Here is a 19463-nt window from a genome sequence, read left to right on the forward strand (position 1 = left end):
TGGCGTTTTAGATATAACCTTTCAGTACAGGTCTGACCCACCTTCCGGGGTCGCCCCTATCAGCGGCGTTTAACTTTTCTATTGATTTTAAATCCCGGAGGCCTGCAAAAAGCCTATGCTTTTTGGCAGTCCCGGAAACGCATTGCGTTGTCCGGGAGCCCCTCAACAGGATGGCGTTTTAGATATAACCTTTCAGTACAGGTCTGACCCACCTTCCGGGGTCGCCCCTCTCAGCGGCGTTTAACTTTTCTATTGATTTTAAATCCCGGAATTCTGCAAAAAGCTTATGCTTTTTGGCAGTCCCGGAAACGCATTGCGTTGTCCGGGAGCGCCCCTACCGTATTGTTTAAATTAGTACTTCAGCTAAGCAACGTGCGCTGAAAAAACTGCACAGCTTGCTGGTAAATCTGTAACGCCAGTGCGCCGTCATACCGCTCTCCTTCATCGCGCATAAAGGCGTGAACGGCGTTCACTTCCTGCCACTGGTAATTGAGGCCGCTGGCTACGCATTGCTGATAAATCTTCAAACGCCCTTCGGCCGGCACGTGGGGATCTTGTTTACCCCACACAAAATACACTTCGCCCTGAATGTCGGCCATGCGGTTGAAGCTTTGGTCTGCGTCGCTGGCTGGCAGGGTGTCGCTGTGAATGTCGGTGGCATACAGGCAATACGCGCTGGCCACAGCCGGATTAATTGCTGCCCGGTACGCCAGATGGCCACCAAGGCAAACGCCCATGGCTCCCACAGCGCCAGTGCAATAGGGCACGGCTTTACAGTGCTCAATAATAGCGTCGAGGTCTGAGTCGTAACTGGTTAACGGCTTTTGCCATTTGTCGTTATTGCCTTTGTCTTTGCCCTCATCATCATAGCCAAGTACCGTACCAATGGGGTTCAGCTCGTGGAAGACTTCCGGCACAATAACCACAAACCCGTGGCTTGCCATTATCGCCGCAGAGCGAGCGATGGGCGCGGTGTGCTGAAATATTTCAGAGTAAAAAACGATAGCCGGATAGCGTTGTTCACTGGCCGGGCGATAAATATAGTTGCGCATAGTGCCGGTGGCTGTGGCCAGGTCTTCGCTGTGCTGAATAATTTGCATGGTATTTCCGATTATTTCTGATTAGGTGTTGTAAAGGTTGTCAGGCAACAAACCACAGTAATTCAGCCAGGCTGTGCAGATGAACACTGGGCAGCACACTTACGTCTTCATGACGTAAGTCCATGGGCCGGTTTACCGCAATCCAGGCAGTTTGTAAGCCCGCCCGGTGTGCGCCGAGCACGTCTTTTTCGAGGTTGTCGCCCACATGGAGAATCTCCTGCGGCGCAAGATCAAAGGCTTTTGCCGCCTCATCAAACATATGGCGGTGAGGTTTGCTGGGGCGGCTCAGGCTGGCGTGATAGGTAGCAGTGAAAAATTCGTCAATACCTATTTGTACCGTGTCTACATTGCCATTGGTTATGGCGATTAACGGGATTTTTGCGGCCAGCGTGGCCAGTACCTGCCTGACCTCATCAGTCACAGCAAAGTCGCTGCGGGCATGATAAAAATAATCAAATAATGATTGCGCCGCCTGGTGCCTTTGGTCATCGTTTAACTGCTCTGCAGCCAGTCCGTGATACAGGGTTTCGTAGCGTAACCGGCCCATATCCGAAGCTAATCCCTGGTTGCCTTTAATCAGGTCGCGCTTGATTGCGGCCCATTGTGCGGCGGGTAGCGCGGCAGCGGCCGGATAAAGCTCAGCAATCCGGTTGTTCAGGGCTTGAGTAGCGCCCGCAATAATAGGCTCGTTATCGTACAGGGTGTCGTCTAAATCAAAGGTCATGGCTTTAACCGGCGAAACCGGGCGGTAACATTGCATCAAAATTTCCTGACTGACTGTTTAATCTTTCTTCTTACGGGCGCGAGGGTGGGCCGTATCATACACTTTGGCTAAATGTTGAAAGTCCAGGTGAGTGTACACCTGAGTGGTCGATAGATTAGCGTGACCTAATAGCTCTTGTACGGCACGTAAATCACTGCTCGACTCCAACACATGGGTAGCAAACGAGTGGCGTAATTTGTGCGGGTTAATACGCTGATTGAGGGTTTGCCGCCGCGCCATTTCAGTAAGGCGGTTGCCCACCTGACGATTGGATATCCGTCGCTTTTGACGGCTGATAAACACTGCATCATCCAGGCCCGCGCCCCAATGACTGCGAATGGCCAGCCAGCGCTGCAGGGCCTTCCAGGCTTTACGCCCAATGGGCAGCAGGCGTTGCTTGTTGCCTTTACCTGTTACGCGTAACTGACGGTCGCTGGTAATGTGCTTAAGCTCCAGCGAAGTAAGCTCGCTGAGGCGTAAACCACATCCGTACATGAGTTCAAACATGGCCTGGTCGCGGATAACGATCTCTTCATCATCCGACTCATTCAGCAAGGTAGACATATCGTCCACCGACATTTGCTTGGGCAGGGGCTTCTCTGCTTTGGGGGCGGAAATGCCTTCTACCGGGTCGATGTCGATAATCTGGTGGCGCAGCAGATATTTGCAAAACGTGCGTAGTGCAGATAGGCGCAGCGCAGTGCTGCGAGCGCCGAGGTTTTGTTTGCGGGCAATGGCGACGGCTTTTTTTACCGCTGCCTGGTCCAGCTGCTGCCAGCACGTCAGCTCAAGACTCAGCGCAACCTGTTCAAGCTGTCGGGCGTAATTTTTAATGGTGTGATCAGACAGGCCGCGTTCGTATCGCAGGTAATCAATAAACTTGTTCAGCCAGTGTTCGCAGTCCGGCGCCAGCGATGCAGGAGTGTCGGCTGCCGATACACTCATCAGTAACGCAGTTTCTCGGGCAGAACTACATTAAGGACTTCGCGTAGCTGGTTAAGCAGCAGGGTGTCCATATCGGGGGTAAAATGGTCGGCACTGCGACTGCTAACCGCCAGCACGCCTAAATTGCGGTTCTCACCAAGCAGGATCAAAGCCACGGATTCTGCTACTTCGTTGCCAAACATCAGCTGTTTTTCATGCTGGCTGAGGCGGCCAAAGAAGTACGGCCCCTGTTTAAAGCGTTTTTCCATAAACAGCCGTTGCTGTAATTCCGGCAGCGCATTGGCGCCTTTAAACAGCTTGAGTTCGACACTCGCCAGTCCCAGTTCATCCTGCAGAGTTTCCTGCAGTTTAATGAGCATTTCACCCACGTCTTTGCAGGTTAACAGGCGTAGATTTAAGTCGGCGTAGGCGCGGTAAATTTTTTCGTTCTGTTTGGCAATGCCAATCAACTGACTAAGTTTATAGTTGAGCAAGCGCACCTTTTTGCGCAGCTGCTCACTTTGCAATTCTACCAGCGACACGCTGCCTTTTTGCAGGTGGGGGATTTGCAGCGCTTCTAAAATACTCGGATGCTGAATAAAAAAATCAGGGTTCTCGACCAGGTACTGACTTACTTGTTCGGCAGTCAACTCGCCTACCTCAGGAAAGTCGGTATCAAACTGCAGAGTTGTATTGGCCTGTCCTGATAGTTCATTCATATATTTATTGTTCCGTCGTATACATGCTCAGCCGGTCCGGTCATTTTTAATGGGCTTCCTGGCCCTTGCCAGCGGATGCGTAAGCGCCCGCCAGGTAAATCCACCCGAACGTCTTTCCCTAATTTACCTTGTATTTGTCCTATTGCAACTGCTGCGCATGCACCGCTGCCACATGCCAGGGTTTCTCCGGCACCACGTTCAAACACTCTGAGGCGAATATGTTCGGCCGACAATACCTGCATAAAGCCCACGTTAACCCCTTCAGGGAAGCGTTCGTGGCGCTCAAGTTGCGGACCGATTGTTTCCACATCGGCACTTTCGGTGTTGTCTACTTCCAGCACGCAATGAGGATTACCCATGGAGACCGCACCACAAAAATGGGTGCTATCGTCGGTCCGAATAATATAGGTTTTTTCTTCTTTGTTGGCCTTTAACGGAATCTCTGTCGGGGTAAAGTTTGGTACCCCCATGTTTACCGTTACCTGACCATCCTTTTCGAGATACAGGATCATCTTGCCGGCTTTGGTGCTCACCAGAATCTTATTGCGGTTGATTAAACCTTTGAGCTTTACAAAGCGGGCAAAGCAACGCGCGCCATTACCGCACTGCGACACTTCTGAGCCGTCGGCATTAAAAATACGGTAATGAAAATCCTGGTCCGGATCGTAAGGCGGTTCAACCATCAGGAGTTGATCGAAACCAATACCAAAATTGCGGTCGGCAAGCTGCTGGATTTTTTCCGGAGAGAAAAAAACATTTTGGGTCACATTATCAATAACCATGAAGTCATTGCCGAGACCGTGCATTTTAGAAAAGTTCACCAGCATTCTGGGCCTGTTTATTTAAGTGTTGCAGACTATTTTTTTAGGTACCCGGTGTTGTTATGGCAGAAAAGGTGATGCAGTGTTCATCACAATAACCCAACTAACAACAACGGGTTTTAGCGCAACAGGACTTATTAGAATAGCTCTAGTTTACGTAACTTTATGCTCACCTTTCCAGAGATCTTTTAGATTTTCTCTTTCTCTGACCACATGAACATCGCTTTTATCTACCAGCAACTCTGCCGGGCGGCAGCGCGTATTGTAGTTAGAAGCCATTACAAACCCGTAAGCTCCGGCGCTACGTACCGCCAGCAGGTCGCCAGGCGCAATCGCCAGTTCGCGGTCTTTACCAATAAAATCACCGGTTTCGCAAATCGGGCCAACCACATCATACACATGGGGTTTGTGGGCCGGGTTTTCATCTACCGGAATAATCGACATCCAGGCCGAGTAGAGCGACGGGCGAATGAGATCATTCATGGCCGCATCCACAATGGCGAAGCTTTTATCCTCGCCTTCTTTTACAAACTCTACCTTGGTAAGCATGATGCCGGCGTTAGCGGCAATAGCGCGCCCTGGCTCCATGATCAGCGTTAAGTGCTCGCGACCGGCCATCTTTGCTGCAATGGCTTTGGCGTACTCTTTCGGGTGGGGCGGTGTTTCATCTTTATAGGTAACACCCAGACCACCACCAACGTCGAGGTGACTGATTTCAATGCCCTTGGCCGACAGTTCATCCACCAATTCCAGTAAGCGGTCCAGCGCATCCACAAAAGGGCCGGTTTCGGTAAGCTGTGAACCAATATGGCAGTCCATACCTACCACGTTAAGGTGTTCCAGGCTGGCTGCCAGGCTATATACCTCTACGGCACGCTCACGGGCAATGCCAAATTTATTGGCCTTTAAACCGGTAGAAATGTACGGGTGAGTTTTAGCATCCACATCGGGATTAATGCGCAGCGAGATAGGTGCCTTTTTGCCCAGCTTACCGGCTACCGCATTGATACGCTCAAGCTCCGGCTCCGATTCTACGTTAAAGCAGTGAATACCTTGTTGCAGGGCAAACTCGATCTCTTCCGGGGTTTTACCCACGCCAGAGAACACTACCTTGCTCATGTCGCCGCCGGCTTCAATAACCCGGGCAAGTTCGCCGCCTGAAACGATATCGAATCCAGAACCCAGTTTAGCCAGTACGCTCAGCACACCAATATTGGAGTTGGCTTTTACCGCGTAGCAAATCAGGTGGGGATGATCGCCCAGCGCATCGTTAAAGGCGTGCCAGTGACGCTCGAGGGTGGCACGTGAATACACGTATAACGGTGTGCCGTACTGGGCGGCCAGCGCCTTTACGTCAATGTCTTCAGCGTGCAGCGATTGGTTTTTGTAACTGAAGTAGTCCACTAGCGAGAATCTCCGGATGCATCAGAAGTCGAGTCGTCAGCAGGTTCACTATCACTGGCCGGCGGTTGCTCCGGTAAATATAAGGCGCCGCGGTATCCACAGGCCGAAATACTCAGTAACAACACCAGTAATAATGCAACACGTTTTGCCACGCACTCACTCCCCAAATAAAAAGTGCCGATATCATCGCAGAGGGAGATTAAAATGCAAGTGACATCAAACGTTCGCGGGTCTTTGGACCAAAATTTACCTGTTTCCACAGTGCTTCGCACAGCGGTTTGGTGTTGTGCCAGTCGCCGGCCACAATCCAGTCGAGCATAGGGGTTGGATCGTCGGGGAACTGTAACCCCTCACTGGCCGGCTCCAGTAACCAATCTTCCACGGTATCTGTATCGAGTTGGTAAAGGGGCTGACACAGACCCAGTGACATCAGGGTTTTGAGGTTAGAGAGTTGTTCAAACTGACCATTCAGGGGTTTTATCAGCAGTTTCTTTTTCAGTTGCAGTGATTCACTGGCCAGTTCAAAACCGCCATTGCTGATCACACCTGAACAGTGTTGCAGAGCATGGCGAAAGCCCGGCTTGGAAGGTGGGTGCCATTCAATGTGCCCCTGCGTGAGTTGCTGTTTCACCTTGGGGTGAAAACACACAAAGTGCTGTTCGGTGAGCGGCTCCAGCAGCAACTGAATGTCGTCGAGTTCTTCAAAAGGCAGGTAAACCAACGTGTGGCTGTTAGCCGGGTGTGGCGCCGGTTTATCCGTAATAAACGGCGGTACTATGGGCTTTTCAAAGTGAAACCAGTGCACGCCTAACTGAATATCAGTGGGGGCAAAACTGCGCATAATAAGCTTATCAGTAAAATGCTCGCTGGCGCGGGGAATATCGTGACTGAATGCCGCCTGATGACTCACCGATATCGAAGTTAACCCCTGACGCCGGGCTGCCCAGGCCGTAACGGGCTCAAAGTCGTTCAGTAACAGGTCGTAACCGCTCACATCAAGTTGCCGGATATCCCGGTAGAGTTGCAGTGGTTTGGCGTTTTTCAGCGTTTCCCACTGACTAACCTGCCCCTTGCGGGTGGCGAAAGTCAGGCCGCTGAACGTGCGGTACTCACCAAAACATTCCATGTCGAAATAATCATCCGCCGAGCGACCAGAAAAAACAAAATCCACTTCAATATCATCACGCTCAGCCATGGCCGCGGCCATAATGCGGGCACGGGCAATGTGACCGTTGCCGGTACCTTGTACGCCGTAGAGTATTTTCATGTTAAACCAGAATAGTCAGACTCAGTTGGGCAATGGTGAGGCCCAGTAAGGCACCAGCAATTACATCTGTAGGGTAGTGCACGCCCAGCAATATGCGGGACAAGCCAATCAGGCTCGCCCAGGTGTAGGCAAGCAGTGCGAAAGAAGGGTAGTAAAACGCGATGATGGTGGCCATTAACCAGGCCGCAGCGGTATGACCGGACGGCAGGCTGAATTTATCAGACGGCGTAACGTGAGCGGTCAGGTTTGCCAGAAAGTCGCACGGGCGAGGGCGTTTAAAGGCCTTTTTTAATACCACATAAATTGGTAGCTCCAGGCCGTACGCCATCAGCGCAGTGTAGAGAAAAATCTCACCGTGCTCAGGCTCGAAGCACATCAGCAGCAGGCCAATAACAAAATACAGGTAACCATCACCGGTGCGTGACAACCAGACAATAGCCCGGCAATCGCGGTGCTTGGTCAGATCGTACAACCAGTGAAAGATTGCAGTATCGTATTTGGTTATATTTTTCAGGCCCATCCCACGCGGCTCCTTTTCATCAACGCTATCAGGTTAAAAAGTGTTCGTGAAACACAAGTGACAGTTTTGCTAAAGGTTTATGACAGCGGCTGGCAACGGCAGGAGGGTAGAGCGAAATCAAACTTTTTGTGAGTAAAATCAATTTCTGCGCTAGGCGTTATCACTGTTAGAGTGCTATGCTAAAACCCGAAAACCTAGCTTACCAACAGGGTACAAACATGGACTATAACACTTCTGAGTTATGTGATTTATTCGCCGATAACGTGGATGTGGTCGATCCCATTTTCACCAGTTATGGCGGTCGATATTCCTTTGGTGGAGAAATTACCACCGTGAAGTGTTTTGAAGACAGGGAATTAATCGACCGGGTTCTCACCGAACCGGGCGATGGCAAAGTACTATTAATCGACGGTGGTGGCTCGCTGCGTCGCGCGTTGTTTGATGCTGAATCTGCGCAACTGGCAGTCGAAAATAACTGGGAAGGCGTAGTGTGCTATGGCTGTGTACGCGAAGTCGACAGCCTGTCAGATTTTGACCTGGGTATTCTGGCGGTTAATTCTATTCCGGTGAATGCCGACAGTCAGGGCACCGGTGATATTGATGTGCCGGTTAATTTTGGTGGAGTAACCTTTCTACCGGAAGACCATCTGTATGCCGATAGCACAGGCGTTATACTCTCACCTGAGCCGCTCGATATTGATTAAGCCGGTGGCCGCTGCCACCGCGATCTGCCGAACTACCTTGCTGGTACTTCCCACGTTCGGCTTGAAAAACGCCATTCTGTAGAGCTGAAAAACACAACATCCTGGGTGAATTCAGCTCGCTCTCCCGGCCATCCGTTTCGGGCAAAAATCTCAACCTTTAGTATACTGCGGGTATCAACATAAATACCTAAATTCCGTTTGTATTGCGATAACATACGGTTCACGGATGATGTCTCAGAACTGTACAGGGAGCTGTAAATGACTAACGGTGGCTATAACGCGCCACTAAAACCATGTTGAACGCAAAAACAAAATAATAAGGTTTACAGTGAGTAAGTTTGAACACCCTGACAACAACTATACTTTGCAAGTTAAGCAGCTTATCGAAGAGGTTTATCCAAAGGATGATCGGCTGGATTCGGTGTACAGTGATGCCAGACAATATTTTGCAGAGGCCAGCGCCCAGCAGTCAGCACTTGCGGAGTTACAGAAACAGCTTACCCGTGCAGAACAGCAGAAAAAAGGTCAGGCAAAAGCCGAGCAACTGCGTAAGCAGATAAAAGACCTATCCGCCTCCCACGACGATGGGCGCTATCAGCGTATTGAGCGATTGCATTCGGTGGCCAGTCAGCTGATTAGCCTGTGCGAAGGCGAAAGTTTTGAAGATACCCAGATGTTAAGCTCCAAGTTTCTGGGGACCCTGATGCTTATTACCCGCGGACCAGAACGCAATTTTGCGAGCCTGCACCAACGCTTAAAGCCACTTTATAAAGCGGTTCTGGCGTTACGGCTGGTGGACAAGGTGCACGACATGGATGTGCAGGACAACCGTTATCTGCGTTATTTAAAAGATTCCGTATTACGCTTTAAGGGCGATCGTGAACATCACGAAAAGTGGCAGGAAGAAGTGGCCATTCCCATTATAAGCTGCGCACTGTTGCAGGACATAGGCTTACAGTCACCCGAAGCGCTGTCTATTTTGCATGGCGAAGACAACAAGCTGGATGAGTTTCGCGTGCTGGATGAGCCTACCCGTAAACAGTTACTTAAAATTAATTTTACCCAAACTCTGGAATATCTGAAAAATGGGATGGGGATGCCGCGTTATATTGGCAACGATAAAGCAGAGCGGGATCGTTTCGTGCAGCGCCATACCGCCCTTAACGGATTTATGCAGACCCTGATGAAAGACACTTATTTGTCGAAAAACGGGGTTGGCGAGCTGATAAAAATACCGCAAATCTACGCATCTATTGTGCTATCAACCAAGCCGGATTTCTCCAGGAAAAACCTGCCCAAAGGCTACGTGTTTATCGAACAGCTGGCCAAAAAGGGCGCACTGAACGCTGAGTTAGCCAAGGCGTTTGTGCAGATTGTGGGGTATTTCCCCCTTGGTTTTGGCGTGACCTATATTCCACGCAATGAAAAGGGCATCGACCGCGAACAGTATGAATGCGCTATTGTTACCCGTTTGAACCCACCTCATCCTGCCGAGCCGGTAGGGCGTCCGGTAACCAGAAACCTCTCTTATATTAGCTCTGGTAGCGACGAAGTCATCAAAAAGTCGAGCAACCTGTTTTTTCCGGCTAATCGCAAAAAGCTAATGCGGATTGGTCGTGAGCGACTCATGGAAATTATGGGTCAGTTATCCGGTAATTTTTCACCGGAAGCCGTTGACGATCTAATCCCTTCTTGCTGGGAACCGGCAGACTATTTTTCGTTTAAGAAAAATCAAAACCTGTGGAATAAAGCCCGTTAGGTCGATTAGTCGGCCCTCATTTTTTATCTGATTGCCAGTTTCATCTGGCCACACCCTCTGCTTTCCCCTCGCATCTCTTACCAGCGCTTTGCTGAGTGCCGATGATTAGTGCCAGTAAATATTGATCTGAATCAAAGTTCGATCTAAACTTTCAGAAATTACTGAAACTTTAGAAGATAAAAATGAACATGTCACCGCTGGTCACTTCTGCTGTTATGCATTTTGGGGAAATGGGCAATCGCTGGGGATTTAACCGCACAGTTGGTCAAATTCTCGCGCTCATCGTATTACATGAAGAGCCATTGTCTGCGCAGGAAATTGCGGACGCCTTAAGTATCTCTAGAGGGAACACCAGTATGGGTCTTAAAGAGCTGCAATCATGGCAGTTGATTAAGCAACATCATGTACCGGGTGAACGGAAGGAATTTTTCGTTCCGGCGGGCACTATCTGGGTGCTGGCTAACCGGGTGTTTGAGGAGCGCCGCAAGCGCGAGATCGACCCTACCATGTCGCTGCTGCGCGATTTGATGATGGACACACCAAGCGGTGAAAAAGACATTGCCGTTCAGGCCCGCTTAAATGAAATACACGATCTACTCGAGTCGGTGACAGCCTGGTCTCAGGAATTACAGAACCTGGGCCCGGAAAAGCTTGACACCTTAATGAAACTCGGCGCCGGGGTTGGCCGCATTCTGGAGCTTAAAGACAAGCTTCTGCCAGCCAAATCTAACTAACCAGGAGGCCATTGTGGACGCATTGTTACTGTCCAGGCTACAGTTTGCCCTGAACATCAGTTTTCATATTCTCTTTCCCACCATCACTATCGCGCTGGGATGGTTCTTGTTTTATTTTAAACTTCGCTCAAACCTGAGTGGGCATCCGGTATGGATGCGGATTTACCGTTTCTGGGTACGGGTATTTGCCCTCACCTTCGCATTAGGCGTTGTGTCGGGCGTTACCATGTCTTTTCAATTCGGCACCAACTGGCCCGGTTTTATGGAAAAAGCCGGTAATATTGCTGGCCCGCTGCTGGGCTATGAAGTCCTGACCGCATTTTTCCTGGAAGCGACTTTTCTGGGCATCATGCTGTTTGGTATGCGCCGGGTGCCTAACTGGCTACACACGCTGGCAACCTTTGTAGTGGCTGCAGGTACTACGTTATCGGCGTTCTGGATCCTGTCGCTCAACAGCTGGTTGCACACCCCTCAGGGGCACGAAGTAATAGATGGTGTAATCTACGCTAAAGACTGGTCGGCCATCATCTTTAATCCTTCTTTCCCTTATCGGTTCAGCCATATGTTATTGGCTTCCGGGCTAACGGCCAGCTTTTTAATTGCGGGATTATCGGCCTATCGTCTGCTTATTGGCGATAACAAAATTGCCCCGAAACTCGCTCTTAAAACGGCCACCTATACTGCGGCGGTGCTAATTCCGTTACAAATTCTGGCTGGCGATATGCACGGCTTGAACACCCTTGAGTATCAGCCGCAAAAAGTGGCAGCCATGGAAGGGGTTTGGGAAACCGAGCAAGGCGCGCCGTTGCTGTTATTCGCTATTCCGGACGAACAGGAACGAACCAACCATGCCGAACTCGCCATTCCGAATCTGGCCAGTTTCATTCTTACCCATGAACTGAATGGTGAAATTAAAGGTTTGAATGAGTTTCGCGGCGAGCATCCGCCCGTTGCGCCGGTGTTTTACTCCTTCAGGGTGATGGTTGGTATGGGCGTACTCATGCTGTTTGCCGCCTGGGCAGGCGCCTATTATCTGTTCCGCCGGGGCGAATTACCCGACTGGTTAGGCAAGCTGTTTATCGCTATGAGCTTCAGTGGCTGGGTGGCAACCCTGGCCGGCTGGTATGTCACCGAAGTCGGCCGTCAGCCCTACCTCGTCAGCGGTGTTCTGCGTACCGCTGATGCTGTCACTGGTCTGCCATCACACAATATTGGCTTGTCATTCACGCTATACGCAGTGATTTATGCCGTACTGATGGTGGCTTACATCCGCACGTTAACCCTGATGTGTCGCAAGTCGGTGGGGATTGAGGAAATTAGCAAGGGAGACGCTGACGAAAGACATACTAATAAACTCGATATTGCCAACAGCAATGCATAGGAGCCCGACATGCCATTTGAATCACTCTCTGTTACCGCGCTGGGCAATATCTACCTGGGACTGTTGGCGCTTGCGGTATTGTTATACGCCATACTCGACGGCTACGACCTGGGCGTAGGGGTGCTATTTCCGCCCCATAACGAACAGTTTAAAGACGATATGATAGCCTCCATCGGCCCCTACTGGGATGCCAACGAAACCTGGTTAGTGCTGGCGGTAGGCATATTGCTGATTGCCTTTCCCGAGGCCCACAGCCAGATACTGCAAACACTGTATTTACCGGCCACCTTTATGTTGCTTGGGCTTATTCTGCGTGGCGTCTCTTTTGATTTTCGCGCCAAAGTGCCCCATAACAAAAAGCCCAAGTGGGATACCTGCTTTAAATACGGCTCCATACTCACCACGTTATCCCAGGGCTATATGCTGGGTATCTGGGTTACCGGATTGCGCACCGATATCTATGCCCAGGGCTTTGCATTACTGGCCGCTTTTGGAGTAACCGCAGCCTATGCATTTATTGGTGCCTGCTGGTTGATCCTCAAATCCGAAGGCGATTTACAGGCCAAAGCTTTTTACTGGGCTAAGCGCTGCTTGTTGGTGCTGGCCAGCGGCATCCTGGCCGTGAGTCTGCTTAATCTTACCCTGCATGATGAAGTGCGGGTGCTGTGGCTGGAAAGCCCGGTGGGCTGGGTGTTAATGACTATCCCGCTGACCTGCTTTGCGCTGTTGTTGCTATGCAGTGTGGTACTGAAAAAACTCCCCGAGGCCGACGGCAAAGGAGAATGGTTACCCTTTGCCATTGCCTTGCTGATTTTTGGTTTATGCTTCGCTGCGTTTGGTATCAGTTACTACCCGTACGTGGTACCGGGAAAGCTGGCGTTTATGGATGTGCTCAGCGATGGCAACTCATTGCGTTTTCTGCTGGTGGGGGCGGTTGTGGTAGTGCCCTGTATTTTAGCTTATACGGTGCTGGTGTATCGCATTTTTGCCGGCAAATCGGAAAAGCTGTCCTATTATTAGTAGGCGCTGTTATCTCCGGGTTGGTATTTACCGCCGTCTATCTTCTCAAATCAGAATGGCCTTACAGGGGCAGGGCCACTTGAGAAGAAAGCCGGTGTGATAACCGCTAAACCGGTTTAGTCTGGTAACTGACTGTTTTCAGATGATTCGTATACCTCTGATTTTAATTAAATGGTAAAGTTGCTGACAATTCCTTTTTTAACTGATTCCGCTGTTGATTTGGTTAGAAAAAACAACACGACAGAAGATAATAATTGCCAGGGAGGCAACTATGCGCTTATCTAAACTAGCGGCAGTCATCGTCGCAACCATTTCTTTTTCAGGGTTAACTGCATGCGGTGGCGGCTCCAACTCTTCGGGTCCTGCACCCACGCCAACACCTACACCAACCGGGCCATCCTGGCAACCAGGCGTATTTGCGTCAGCATCGTCGCTGGAGGCGAAGTGCGAATCGCCACGAACCGGTATTGATCCTTTCACCGGCCAGCAGTACCCGGATGGGGCGGGCAGCAGTCTGGAGGAAAAGCTGTGGCTTCGTAGCTGGACCAATGAGACCTACCTTTGGTACGACGAGGTGGATGATAACAATCCGGCCAATTATTCAGTATTAGGATATTTTGACCAGTTAAAAACGACTGCGACCACGCCAAGCGGTACCCCAAAAGACAATTTCCATTTTTATCAACCCACCGATGAATACAACGAACTGACTCAAAGTGGTGTTGCATCAGGTTATGGGTTCGACTGGGAGTTTGTGCGAAATACCTCGCCAAGAGAGTTAGTAGTCAGATTTGCCGAACCCGGCTCGCCTGCTGATCTGGCAGGCATCCCGCGGGGCGCGTCAGTAAAGCTGGTTAATGGCATCGATTTTGTTAATACCAACAGCAGCACCGATATCGATGCGCTGAATGATGCCCTGTTTCCTGCCGATAATGGCACTACTACCAGTTTTGTGTTTGAACTCGTTAATGGTGATGAACTGGCGGTGGATGTGACCTCAGCCGACGTTCAGGTATCGCCGGTGCAGCATGTTCAGGTATTAGACACGCCCGCTGGCAGAACGGGGTATTTTCAGTTCAATACCTTTATCCGCACCGCCCAGTATGACCTGATTGACGCTTTTGATGGATTTATCGATGAAAACGTCACCGAGCTGGTTATTGATCTGCGTTATAATGGCGGGGGCTTATTGGCTCTGGCATCTCAGCTGTCTTACATGGTGGCGGGTCCTGCCCAGACCAACAATGCTTATTTTGAAACCCTGCAATTCAATGATAAATCGCCAAACAGGGATCCGGTTACCGGCAATGTTATTCAGCCCACGCCCTTTTACAGCAACGAAATAGACTACAACGCCGGCCGTTTACTCAGTGCGGTGCTACCGAGCTTGTCATTAACCCGGGTATTCGTATTGACCACCGGTTCGTCTTGCTCGGCGAGTGAGTCAGTTATCAATGCGCTGCGCGGGATCGACGTAGAAGTTGTGCAGATAGGTTCTACCACCTGCGGCAAGCCATATGGCTTTTATCCGACTGATAACTGCGGTACTACCTATTTCTCCATTCAGTTTCAGGGCATAAATTACAAAGGATTTGGCGATTATGCCGACGGCTTCATTCCTACCGAGACACCCAACTATGGCTATGAAGTACCTGGCTGTGCAGTAGACGATGACTTTAGCCATCCGCTGGGCGATCCTGCTGAAGGCATGCTTTCAACGGCACTGGCTTACGCTGAAACCGGGTCCTGTCCTCAGCCAGTCAATCCTGCACCGGTGTCACCTGATGCGGTTAATGCGCAGAGTTCGGAGTCTTCACTGGCCATTGAAAATCCATTCACGCTCAAAGAACGCCTCATTCTGCAAAACAAAATCAATGAGCCCATTGTGACGGAGCAAGAGTAATGCAAAAGCGAATGCGAACCGGGCTTTGGGCCTGTGCGTCACTGGTAGTTGCCAGTGGCTGCGCACAAACAAGTGATAACCAGCTGTATCCTGCCACTGTAAATACCCTGACTAATCAGCAGAAAGTGCAGATAGAGAGGGTTATCAGTGATTGGTTTGGTGGAACCAAAGTTACTCTGGCTGACGATGTGTTTAGGAACTCTTCGTTAGTAACCATCGAGCGACGAGGGCATCTGGACAGTCAGGGAAGACTGGTTGAAGGTCGTCATAACAATCAGGCTTATTCGTTCACCTTATATAAAAAAGGGACGCAGTGCCTGCTGAGTAACGATGGAACGGGCCAAAAGATTGCGCTTGATAATCTTGAGTGTGTAGCCACTGAGTAATAATAAGACGCTCAGAAAACCATTAATATGGATTCTGAGCGTCAATGGTTTTATTTGGCAAACACTTCGTTCAGGTAGTGTGCAATGCGGATGCCGGCCTGCTGCAGGCGACGTTTGGCAGTGGGGATGTGATCGTAAAGATAATCATAAGCCATGCGGTTGGCGTCTTCGGGGTAGATGGTGTCACGGATTTTCGTGCTCTCGGTGATCCACACTTCCGGATCTGTTGAGTGCCACGCTTTTATGTCTTTTATCGTGATCTTTTTGTCGAGCCAGTCGGTCCATTCGGTATAAGACAGCTCTTTTTGGCCAATCATTTGTGAATCCCACACGCGGTGGAGGTTAGAATCCTGCCAGAAGAACCGTACTTTGACGTCGTTACCACCACGATCGGTGCCGTTGCCAGCATGAAGCGGTTGATGCAGGTCGCCGATGATATGCACAATAAAGCGCAGTGCCAGCTGTTTGTCTGCTTTAGAAGCCTTGCTGTCTTCAAGCGTGGCGCGGAACTGATTTAATGCGGTGACTGCATCGCCTTCTTCCGGTGCTTCGACTTCATGGTAGTGCTTGTCCTCAGGAACGGTAACGTAGTGCCAGGGTGAAGCGGTTTTCTGCCAGAACTTCGAAGGGTTCGACTTCATATCGTCAGGATAGGTGGAAGCTTCCGCGAGCGATTCGAGTGGCAGCAGCGCTTCTATTTGCTGTTTGGCTTCGGCAGAAAGGTGACGCTCGGCGATGGCTCCTGTTACGCGGTGGCCGGTTTGGCCCCAGCCAAAAGCGGGCAGGCTTAGAACTGATGAAGCTAGTAGAAGCAGTGCAACAGGGGCGTTTTTAGCGCGTGTTATCATTTTAATTTCCTTTGCAAATATAAATCCGTCGGGTTACTTATTTTGATAGCCCCAGCGTTCCATCAATGTCTGGTCTACGCCGATATGGTCGAGTACACGTGCCACGACAAAATCAATTAAATCACTGATTTGTTGGGGCTGATGGTAAAAGCCGGGTGAGGCGGGCATGATAGTAGCGCCCATTTGTGACAGTTTGAGCATGTTCTCCAGATGAATGCTTGATAGCGGCATTTCCCGGGTTACCAGAATTAGCTGCCCGCGCTCTTTTAATACGACATCCGCAGCACGCTCAATCAGGTTGTCACAAGCGCCTACAGCGATGGACGACAACGTACCGGTAGAGCAGGGGCAAACAACCATCTGCTTTGGAGCCGCGGAGCCGGATGCAACTGGTGAAAACCACTCTTCTTTACCGCATACCCGGATCTGCCCGGGATTGGCGTTAAAGCGTTCCGTAAAAAATGCGCTGGCTGTCTCGGGTTGAGCCGGGATCTTCATGTCTTCCTCGGTGGCAAACACCACTTTTGCAGCGGAAGATATCAGTACAAATACGTCATACTGAGCCGCAACCAGTTGCTCCAGTAAACGAAGTGCATAAGGCGCACCTGATGCGCCGGTGATTGCCAGGGTGATGGTCTTTTTCATGGTATCTCTCAGGCTTTACCCGCTAATACATCCAATAGCTTGTTATGGATCCCACCAAAACCGCCATTACTCATGATTAATACATGATCGCCAGGCTGTAGCATAGTCGCTAACTGATGAATGATAGCATCTACGCTACGAAATACCTGCGTGGGCGTGCCACTGTGCTTGGCCAGCTGTGCCATAGACCAGCCCAGGTTATCCGGTTCAAACAGTAATACCTCGTCGGCTTCCTGCCAGGAATCGACCAGCACATCCTTGTGAATACCCATTTTCATTGTATTGGAGCGAGGTTCCAGTACCCCTATGATGCGGGCATCGCCGACTTTCTTACGCAAGCCATCAAGAGTGGTTTTAATGGCGGTAGGATGATGGGCAAAGTCGTCGTAAACGGTGATGTCTTTCACGCAGCCGCGCACTTCCATGCGCCGCTTAACGTTTACAAATTCGCTTAATGCGGCAATGGCATCCGGCAGTGTTACGCCGGCATGATGGGCCGCCGCTATGGCCATCAGGGCGTTATCAACATTGTGCTGACCCAGCAGTGACCAGTTAACCGTGCCTACCTGTTCGTCCTGATAAAACACATTGAACGCTGAACCATCTGCATTAATCAGCTCAGCATGCCAGTGGCGGCCAAGGTACTGCTGTTCACTCCAGCAGCCTTTGTCGAGCACGGCGGCCAGATTGTCGTCACTGTCGGGTGAGAGCACCAGGCCAGTTGCTGGTACGGTGCGTACTAAATGGTGAAATTGTGTTTGGATAGCTGCCAGATCGGCGAAAATGTCGGCATGATCGAACTCAAGGTTGTTCATTACCAGAGTCCGTGGGCGATAATGAACAAACTTAGAACGCTTATCAAAGAATGCGCTGTCGTATTCATCGGCCTCAATCACGAAGAAAGGGCTTTTGCCGACCCGGGCAGAGATACCGAAGTTTTGCGGAATACCGCCAATTAAAAAGCCCGGCTCAAGCCCGGCGTATTCGAGTATCCAGGCCACCATTGAAGACGTGGTAGTTTTACCATGGGTGCCGGAAAGACCGATTACCCAGCGGTCGGTTAGCAGGTTATCCAGCAGCCATTGCGGGCCACTGGTGTAAGGCAAATTGCGGTCGAGTACGTACTCTACGGCCGGGTTACCGCGCGACATGGCATTTCCAATGATGACCATATCCGGCACGGGTTCGAACTGAGCCGGGTCATAGCCTTCGGTAAGGGTAATTCCAAGCGCCTCAAGCTGGGTGCTCATTGGCGGATAAACATTGCGGTCTGAGCCTGTGACTGTGTGTCCCAGCGATTTGGCAATTGCAGCGATACCGCCCATAAAACTGCCACAAATTCCCAAAATGTGTACGTGCATTAACTTTCCTGCGCTAATTTCATATCCGAACACTTTACCAGATGCGCAACGTGTTGCCTAAACATCTGATTTCCTTTCAGGGGTGAGTCAGTTTACAATCTAACCAGAGCATCATGCTCGAGGTTCAATTGCTGCCACGCGGCAACGGAGAGAACCAGCATTATCGACCCGTATAGTGCAACAATACCCTACATAGAAAAAAAGGCTTACATAAACCATGAAAAGACTTAATTCACAAATGCAACAAGATGGCGCTCCGCTCGAACTCATTTTGCTGATCCGTACGCTGTTGGCGGGCTGTAAAGAGATTTCGTTCCGGGTAAGTCAGGGCGCTTTGGCGGGCGTTTTGGGTTCAACTCTGAGTGAAAATGTTCAGGGCGAAACGCAAAAGAAACTGGATGTGATTTCAAATCAAATTCTTAAGGATATCCTTAAGGAATCGGGTTATGTAAAAGCGATTTCCTCCGAAGAGGAAGATGACGTGGTGCCCTGTCACCCGGAAGGGAAATACCTGGTGAGCTTTGATCCGCTGGATGGTTCTTCAAACACCGAAATTAACAGCCTGATCGGCACCATCTTCTCCATTGCCCACGCGCCGCAATGGATGGAGCCTGATGATCCTTCCGCCTTTTTACAGCCTGGTACGCAAATGGTAGCGGCCGGATACGTGCTGTACGGGCCGTCGACCATGCTGGCAATGACCACCGGCCGCGGCACACACATTTATACGCTGGATAAAACCCACGGGGGGTTCCTGTTAACTCACCCGAATATTCAGGTGCCGGAGCAAACCGCCGAGTTCTCTATTAACGCTTCTAACCAGCGCCACTGGGAGCCGCCTATTCAAAACTACGTGGCAGATTTGCTGGCCGGTACCGAAGGACCGCGTGAGAAAAATTACAACATGCGCTGGGTAGCAGCCATGGTGGGTGATATTCACCGCCTGTTATGTCGTGGCGGTATTTTCATGTATCCGTACGATAAGCGCGACCCGTCCAAACCGGGTAAACTGCGCCTGTTATACGAAGCCAACCCCATGGCATTTCTGATGGAGCAGGCCGGCGGTCTGGCTTCAACCGGCGAAGGGCGCATTATGGAAGTGATGCCGGAGGAAATTCATCAGCGTGTGCCGGTTATTATCGGTTCCAAAGACGAAGTTGAGGCTTGTCTGACCTATTACGACTAATTGGTTAGGCAAAATAAA

The 19463-nt window shown here is 50.5% G+C and carries 20 protein-coding genes; 8 read left to right on the top strand and 12 right to left on the bottom strand.

What is annotated here, in order from left to right:
* Positions 1–359 precede the first annotated feature (359 nt).
* From D9T21_RS12935 to D9T21_RS12975, 9 genes are all read right to left on the bottom strand, one after another.
* On the bottom strand, positions 360–1100 hold the full coding sequence (locus tag D9T21_RS12935) for a dienelactone hydrolase family protein (protein WP_123325401.1): 741 nt from the start codon (positions 1098–1100) through the stop codon (positions 360–362).
* Positions 1101–1140: 40 nt separating this feature from the next.
* Positions 1141–1860 carry an HAD-IA family hydrolase gene (locus tag D9T21_RS12940; RefSeq protein WP_123325402.1) on the bottom strand — a complete coding sequence of 240 codons (720 nt, stop codon included), beginning with the start codon at positions 1858–1860 and terminating at the stop codon, positions 1141–1143.
* A gap of 21 nt (positions 1861–1881) precedes the next feature.
* The gene (gene xerC, locus D9T21_RS12945) at positions 1882–2808 is read right to left on the bottom strand and encodes a tyrosine recombinase XerC (protein WP_123325403.1); all 927 of its coding nucleotides are present in this window, start codon (positions 2806–2808) and stop codon (positions 1882–1884) included.
* Complete coding sequence (locus D9T21_RS12950) at positions 2808–3506, bottom strand: DUF484 family protein (protein WP_123325404.1); 699 nt, start codon at positions 3504–3506, stop codon at positions 2808–2810. Before D9T21_RS12950 ends, xerC begins: the two co-directional genes overlap by 1 nt.
* Positions 3503–4333 carry a diaminopimelate epimerase gene (gene dapF, locus D9T21_RS12955; protein WP_123325405.1) on the bottom strand — a complete coding sequence of 277 codons (831 nt, stop codon included), beginning with the start codon at positions 4331–4333 and terminating at the stop codon, positions 3503–3505. Before dapF ends, D9T21_RS12950 begins: the two co-directional genes overlap by 4 nt.
* Positions 4334–4480: 147 nt before the next feature.
* A complete protein-coding gene (lysA, locus tag D9T21_RS12960) occupies positions 4481–5731 on the bottom strand; it encodes a diaminopimelate decarboxylase (protein ID WP_123325406.1) in 1251 nt (416 codons plus the stop codon).
* Complete coding sequence (gene lptM, locus D9T21_RS12965; protein WP_123325407.1) at positions 5731–5883, bottom strand: LPS translocon maturation chaperone LptM; 153 nt, start codon at positions 5881–5883, stop codon at positions 5731–5733. The genes lysA and lptM overlap by 1 nt, the downstream gene beginning before the upstream one ends.
* A gap of 47 nt (positions 5884–5930) precedes the next feature.
* A complete protein-coding gene (locus D9T21_RS12970) occupies positions 5931–6998 on the bottom strand; it encodes an MJ1255/VC2487 family glycosyltransferase (protein ID WP_123325408.1) in 1068 nt (355 codons plus the stop codon).
* Position 6999: 1 nt separating this feature from the next.
* Positions 7000–7518: a phosphatase PAP2 family protein gene (locus D9T21_RS12975; RefSeq protein WP_123325409.1), complete on the bottom strand. Its 519-nt coding sequence runs from the start codon at positions 7516–7518 to the stop codon at positions 7000–7002.
* A 218-nt stretch (positions 7519–7736) separates the two neighbouring features.
* On the opposite strand from D9T21_RS12975, the gene rraA reads away from it, so the two are divergent.
* The 7 genes from rraA to D9T21_RS13010 all read left to right on the top strand — a co-directional run bounded on the left by rraA (position 7737) and on the right by D9T21_RS13010 (position 15405).
* Positions 7737–8222 (top strand): ribonuclease E activity regulator RraA, encoded by a 486-nt coding sequence (gene rraA, locus D9T21_RS12980; RefSeq protein WP_105934634.1) that lies wholly within the window; start codon positions 7737–7739, stop codon positions 8220–8222.
* 328 nt (positions 8223–8550) lie between these two features.
* Positions 8551–9981 (top strand): hypothetical protein, encoded by a 1431-nt coding sequence (locus tag D9T21_RS12985; RefSeq protein ID WP_123325410.1) that lies wholly within the window; start codon positions 8551–8553, stop codon positions 9979–9981.
* Between the two features lie 182 nt (positions 9982–10163).
* Positions 10164–10715 (top strand): GbsR/MarR family transcriptional regulator, encoded by a 552-nt coding sequence (locus tag D9T21_RS12990; protein WP_105934632.1) that lies wholly within the window; start codon positions 10164–10166, stop codon positions 10713–10715.
* Between the two features lie 13 nt (positions 10716–10728).
* Complete coding sequence (locus D9T21_RS12995) at positions 10729–12096, top strand: cytochrome ubiquinol oxidase subunit I (protein ID WP_123325411.1); 1368 nt, start codon at positions 10729–10731, stop codon at positions 12094–12096.
* Between the two features lie 9 nt (positions 12097–12105).
* Positions 12106–13116, top strand: a complete 1011-nt coding sequence (locus D9T21_RS13000) for a cytochrome d ubiquinol oxidase subunit II (RefSeq protein WP_123325412.1) — start codon at positions 12106–12108, stop codon at positions 13114–13116.
* A 271-nt stretch (positions 13117–13387) separates the two neighbouring features.
* Positions 13388–15019, top strand: a complete 1632-nt coding sequence (locus D9T21_RS13005; protein ID WP_123325413.1) for a S41 family peptidase — start codon at positions 13388–13390, stop codon at positions 15017–15019.
* Positions 15019–15405, top strand: coding sequence for a hypothetical protein (locus D9T21_RS13010; protein WP_123325414.1), 387 nt, complete (start codon positions 15019–15021; stop codon positions 15403–15405). The genes D9T21_RS13005 and D9T21_RS13010 overlap by 1 nt, the downstream gene beginning before the upstream one ends.
* 50 nt (positions 15406–15455) lie before the next feature.
* Here the strand turns inward: D9T21_RS13010 and D9T21_RS13015 are convergent, their stop codons facing one another.
* From D9T21_RS13015 to mpl, 3 genes are read right to left on the bottom strand one after another with little or no spacing between them, the layout of a single operon-like run.
* Positions 15456–16253: a S1/P1 nuclease gene (locus D9T21_RS13015; protein WP_123325415.1), complete on the bottom strand. Its 798-nt coding sequence runs from the start codon at positions 16251–16253 to the stop codon at positions 15456–15458.
* A 33-nt stretch (positions 16254–16286) separates the two neighbouring features.
* The gene (locus D9T21_RS13020; RefSeq protein WP_123325416.1) at positions 16287–16898 is read right to left on the bottom strand and encodes a flavin prenyltransferase UbiX; all 612 of its coding nucleotides are present in this window, start codon (positions 16896–16898) and stop codon (positions 16287–16289) included.
* An 8-nt stretch (positions 16899–16906) separates the two neighbouring features.
* A complete protein-coding gene (mpl, locus tag D9T21_RS13025) occupies positions 16907–18259 on the bottom strand; it encodes a UDP-N-acetylmuramate:L-alanyl-gamma-D-glutamyl-meso-diaminopimelate ligase (protein WP_123325417.1) in 1353 nt (450 codons plus the stop codon).
* 217 nt (positions 18260–18476) lie between these two features.
* On the opposite strand from mpl, the gene D9T21_RS13030 reads away from it, so the two are divergent.
* A complete protein-coding gene (locus D9T21_RS13030; protein WP_123325418.1) occupies positions 18477–19445 on the top strand; it encodes a class 1 fructose-bisphosphatase in 969 nt (322 codons plus the stop codon).
* Positions 19446–19463 lie beyond the last annotated feature (18 nt).

Origin of the sequence: Marisediminitalea oceani, from assembly GCF_003731635.1 — a bacterium.
GTDB classification, from domain to species: domain Bacteria; phylum Pseudomonadota; class Gammaproteobacteria; order Enterobacterales; family Alteromonadaceae; genus Alteromonas; species Alteromonas oceani.

What these genes read in the sequence shown, in the direction of transcription:
- D9T21_RS12935 (WP_123325401.1), bottom strand. Translation starts at nt 1,100, where the DNA reads ATGCAAATTATTCAGCACAGCGAAGACCTGGCCACAGCCACCGGCACT.
- D9T21_RS12940 (WP_123325402.1), bottom strand. Translation starts at nt 1,860, where the DNA reads ATGCAATGTTACCGCCCGGTTTCGCCGGTTAAAGCCATGACCTTTGAT.
- xerC (WP_123325403.1), bottom strand. Translation starts at nt 2,808, where the DNA reads ATGAGTGTATCGGCAGCCGACACTCCTGCATCGCTGGCGCCGGACTGC.
- D9T21_RS12950 (WP_123325404.1), bottom strand. Translation starts at nt 3,506, where the DNA reads ATGAATGAACTATCAGGACAGGCCAATACAACTCTGCAGTTTGATACC.
- dapF (WP_123325405.1), bottom strand. Translation starts at nt 4,333, where the DNA reads ATGCTGGTGAACTTTTCTAAAATGCACGGTCTCGGCAATGACTTCATG.
- D9T21_RS12970 (WP_123325408.1), bottom strand. Translation starts at nt 6,998, where the DNA reads ATGAAAATACTCTACGGCGTACAAGGTACCGGCAACGGTCACATTGCC.
- D9T21_RS12975 (WP_123325409.1), bottom strand. Translation starts at nt 7,518, where the DNA reads ATGGGCCTGAAAAATATAACCAAATACGATACTGCAATCTTTCACTGG.
- rraA (WP_105934634.1), top strand. Translation starts at nt 7,737, where the DNA reads ATGGACTATAACACTTCTGAGTTATGTGATTTATTCGCCGATAACGTG.
- D9T21_RS12990 (WP_105934632.1), top strand. Translation starts at nt 10,164, where the DNA reads ATGAACATGTCACCGCTGGTCACTTCTGCTGTTATGCATTTTGGGGAA.
- D9T21_RS13000 (WP_123325412.1), top strand. Translation starts at nt 12,106, where the DNA reads ATGCCATTTGAATCACTCTCTGTTACCGCGCTGGGCAATATCTACCTG.
- D9T21_RS13005 (WP_123325413.1), top strand. Translation starts at nt 13,388, where the DNA reads ATGCGCTTATCTAAACTAGCGGCAGTCATCGTCGCAACCATTTCTTTT.
- D9T21_RS13010 (WP_123325414.1), top strand. Translation starts at nt 15,019, where the DNA reads ATGCAAAAGCGAATGCGAACCGGGCTTTGGGCCTGTGCGTCACTGGTA.
- D9T21_RS13015 (WP_123325415.1), bottom strand. Translation starts at nt 16,253, where the DNA reads ATGATAACACGCGCTAAAAACGCCCCTGTTGCACTGCTTCTACTAGCT.
- D9T21_RS13020 (WP_123325416.1), bottom strand. Translation starts at nt 16,898, where the DNA reads ATGAAAAAGACCATCACCCTGGCAATCACCGGCGCATCAGGTGCGCCT.
- mpl (WP_123325417.1), bottom strand. Translation starts at nt 18,259, where the DNA reads ATGCACGTACACATTTTGGGAATTTGTGGCAGTTTTATGGGCGGTATC.
- D9T21_RS13030 (WP_123325418.1), top strand. Translation starts at nt 18,477, where the DNA reads ATGAAAAGACTTAATTCACAAATGCAACAAGATGGCGCTCCGCTCGAA.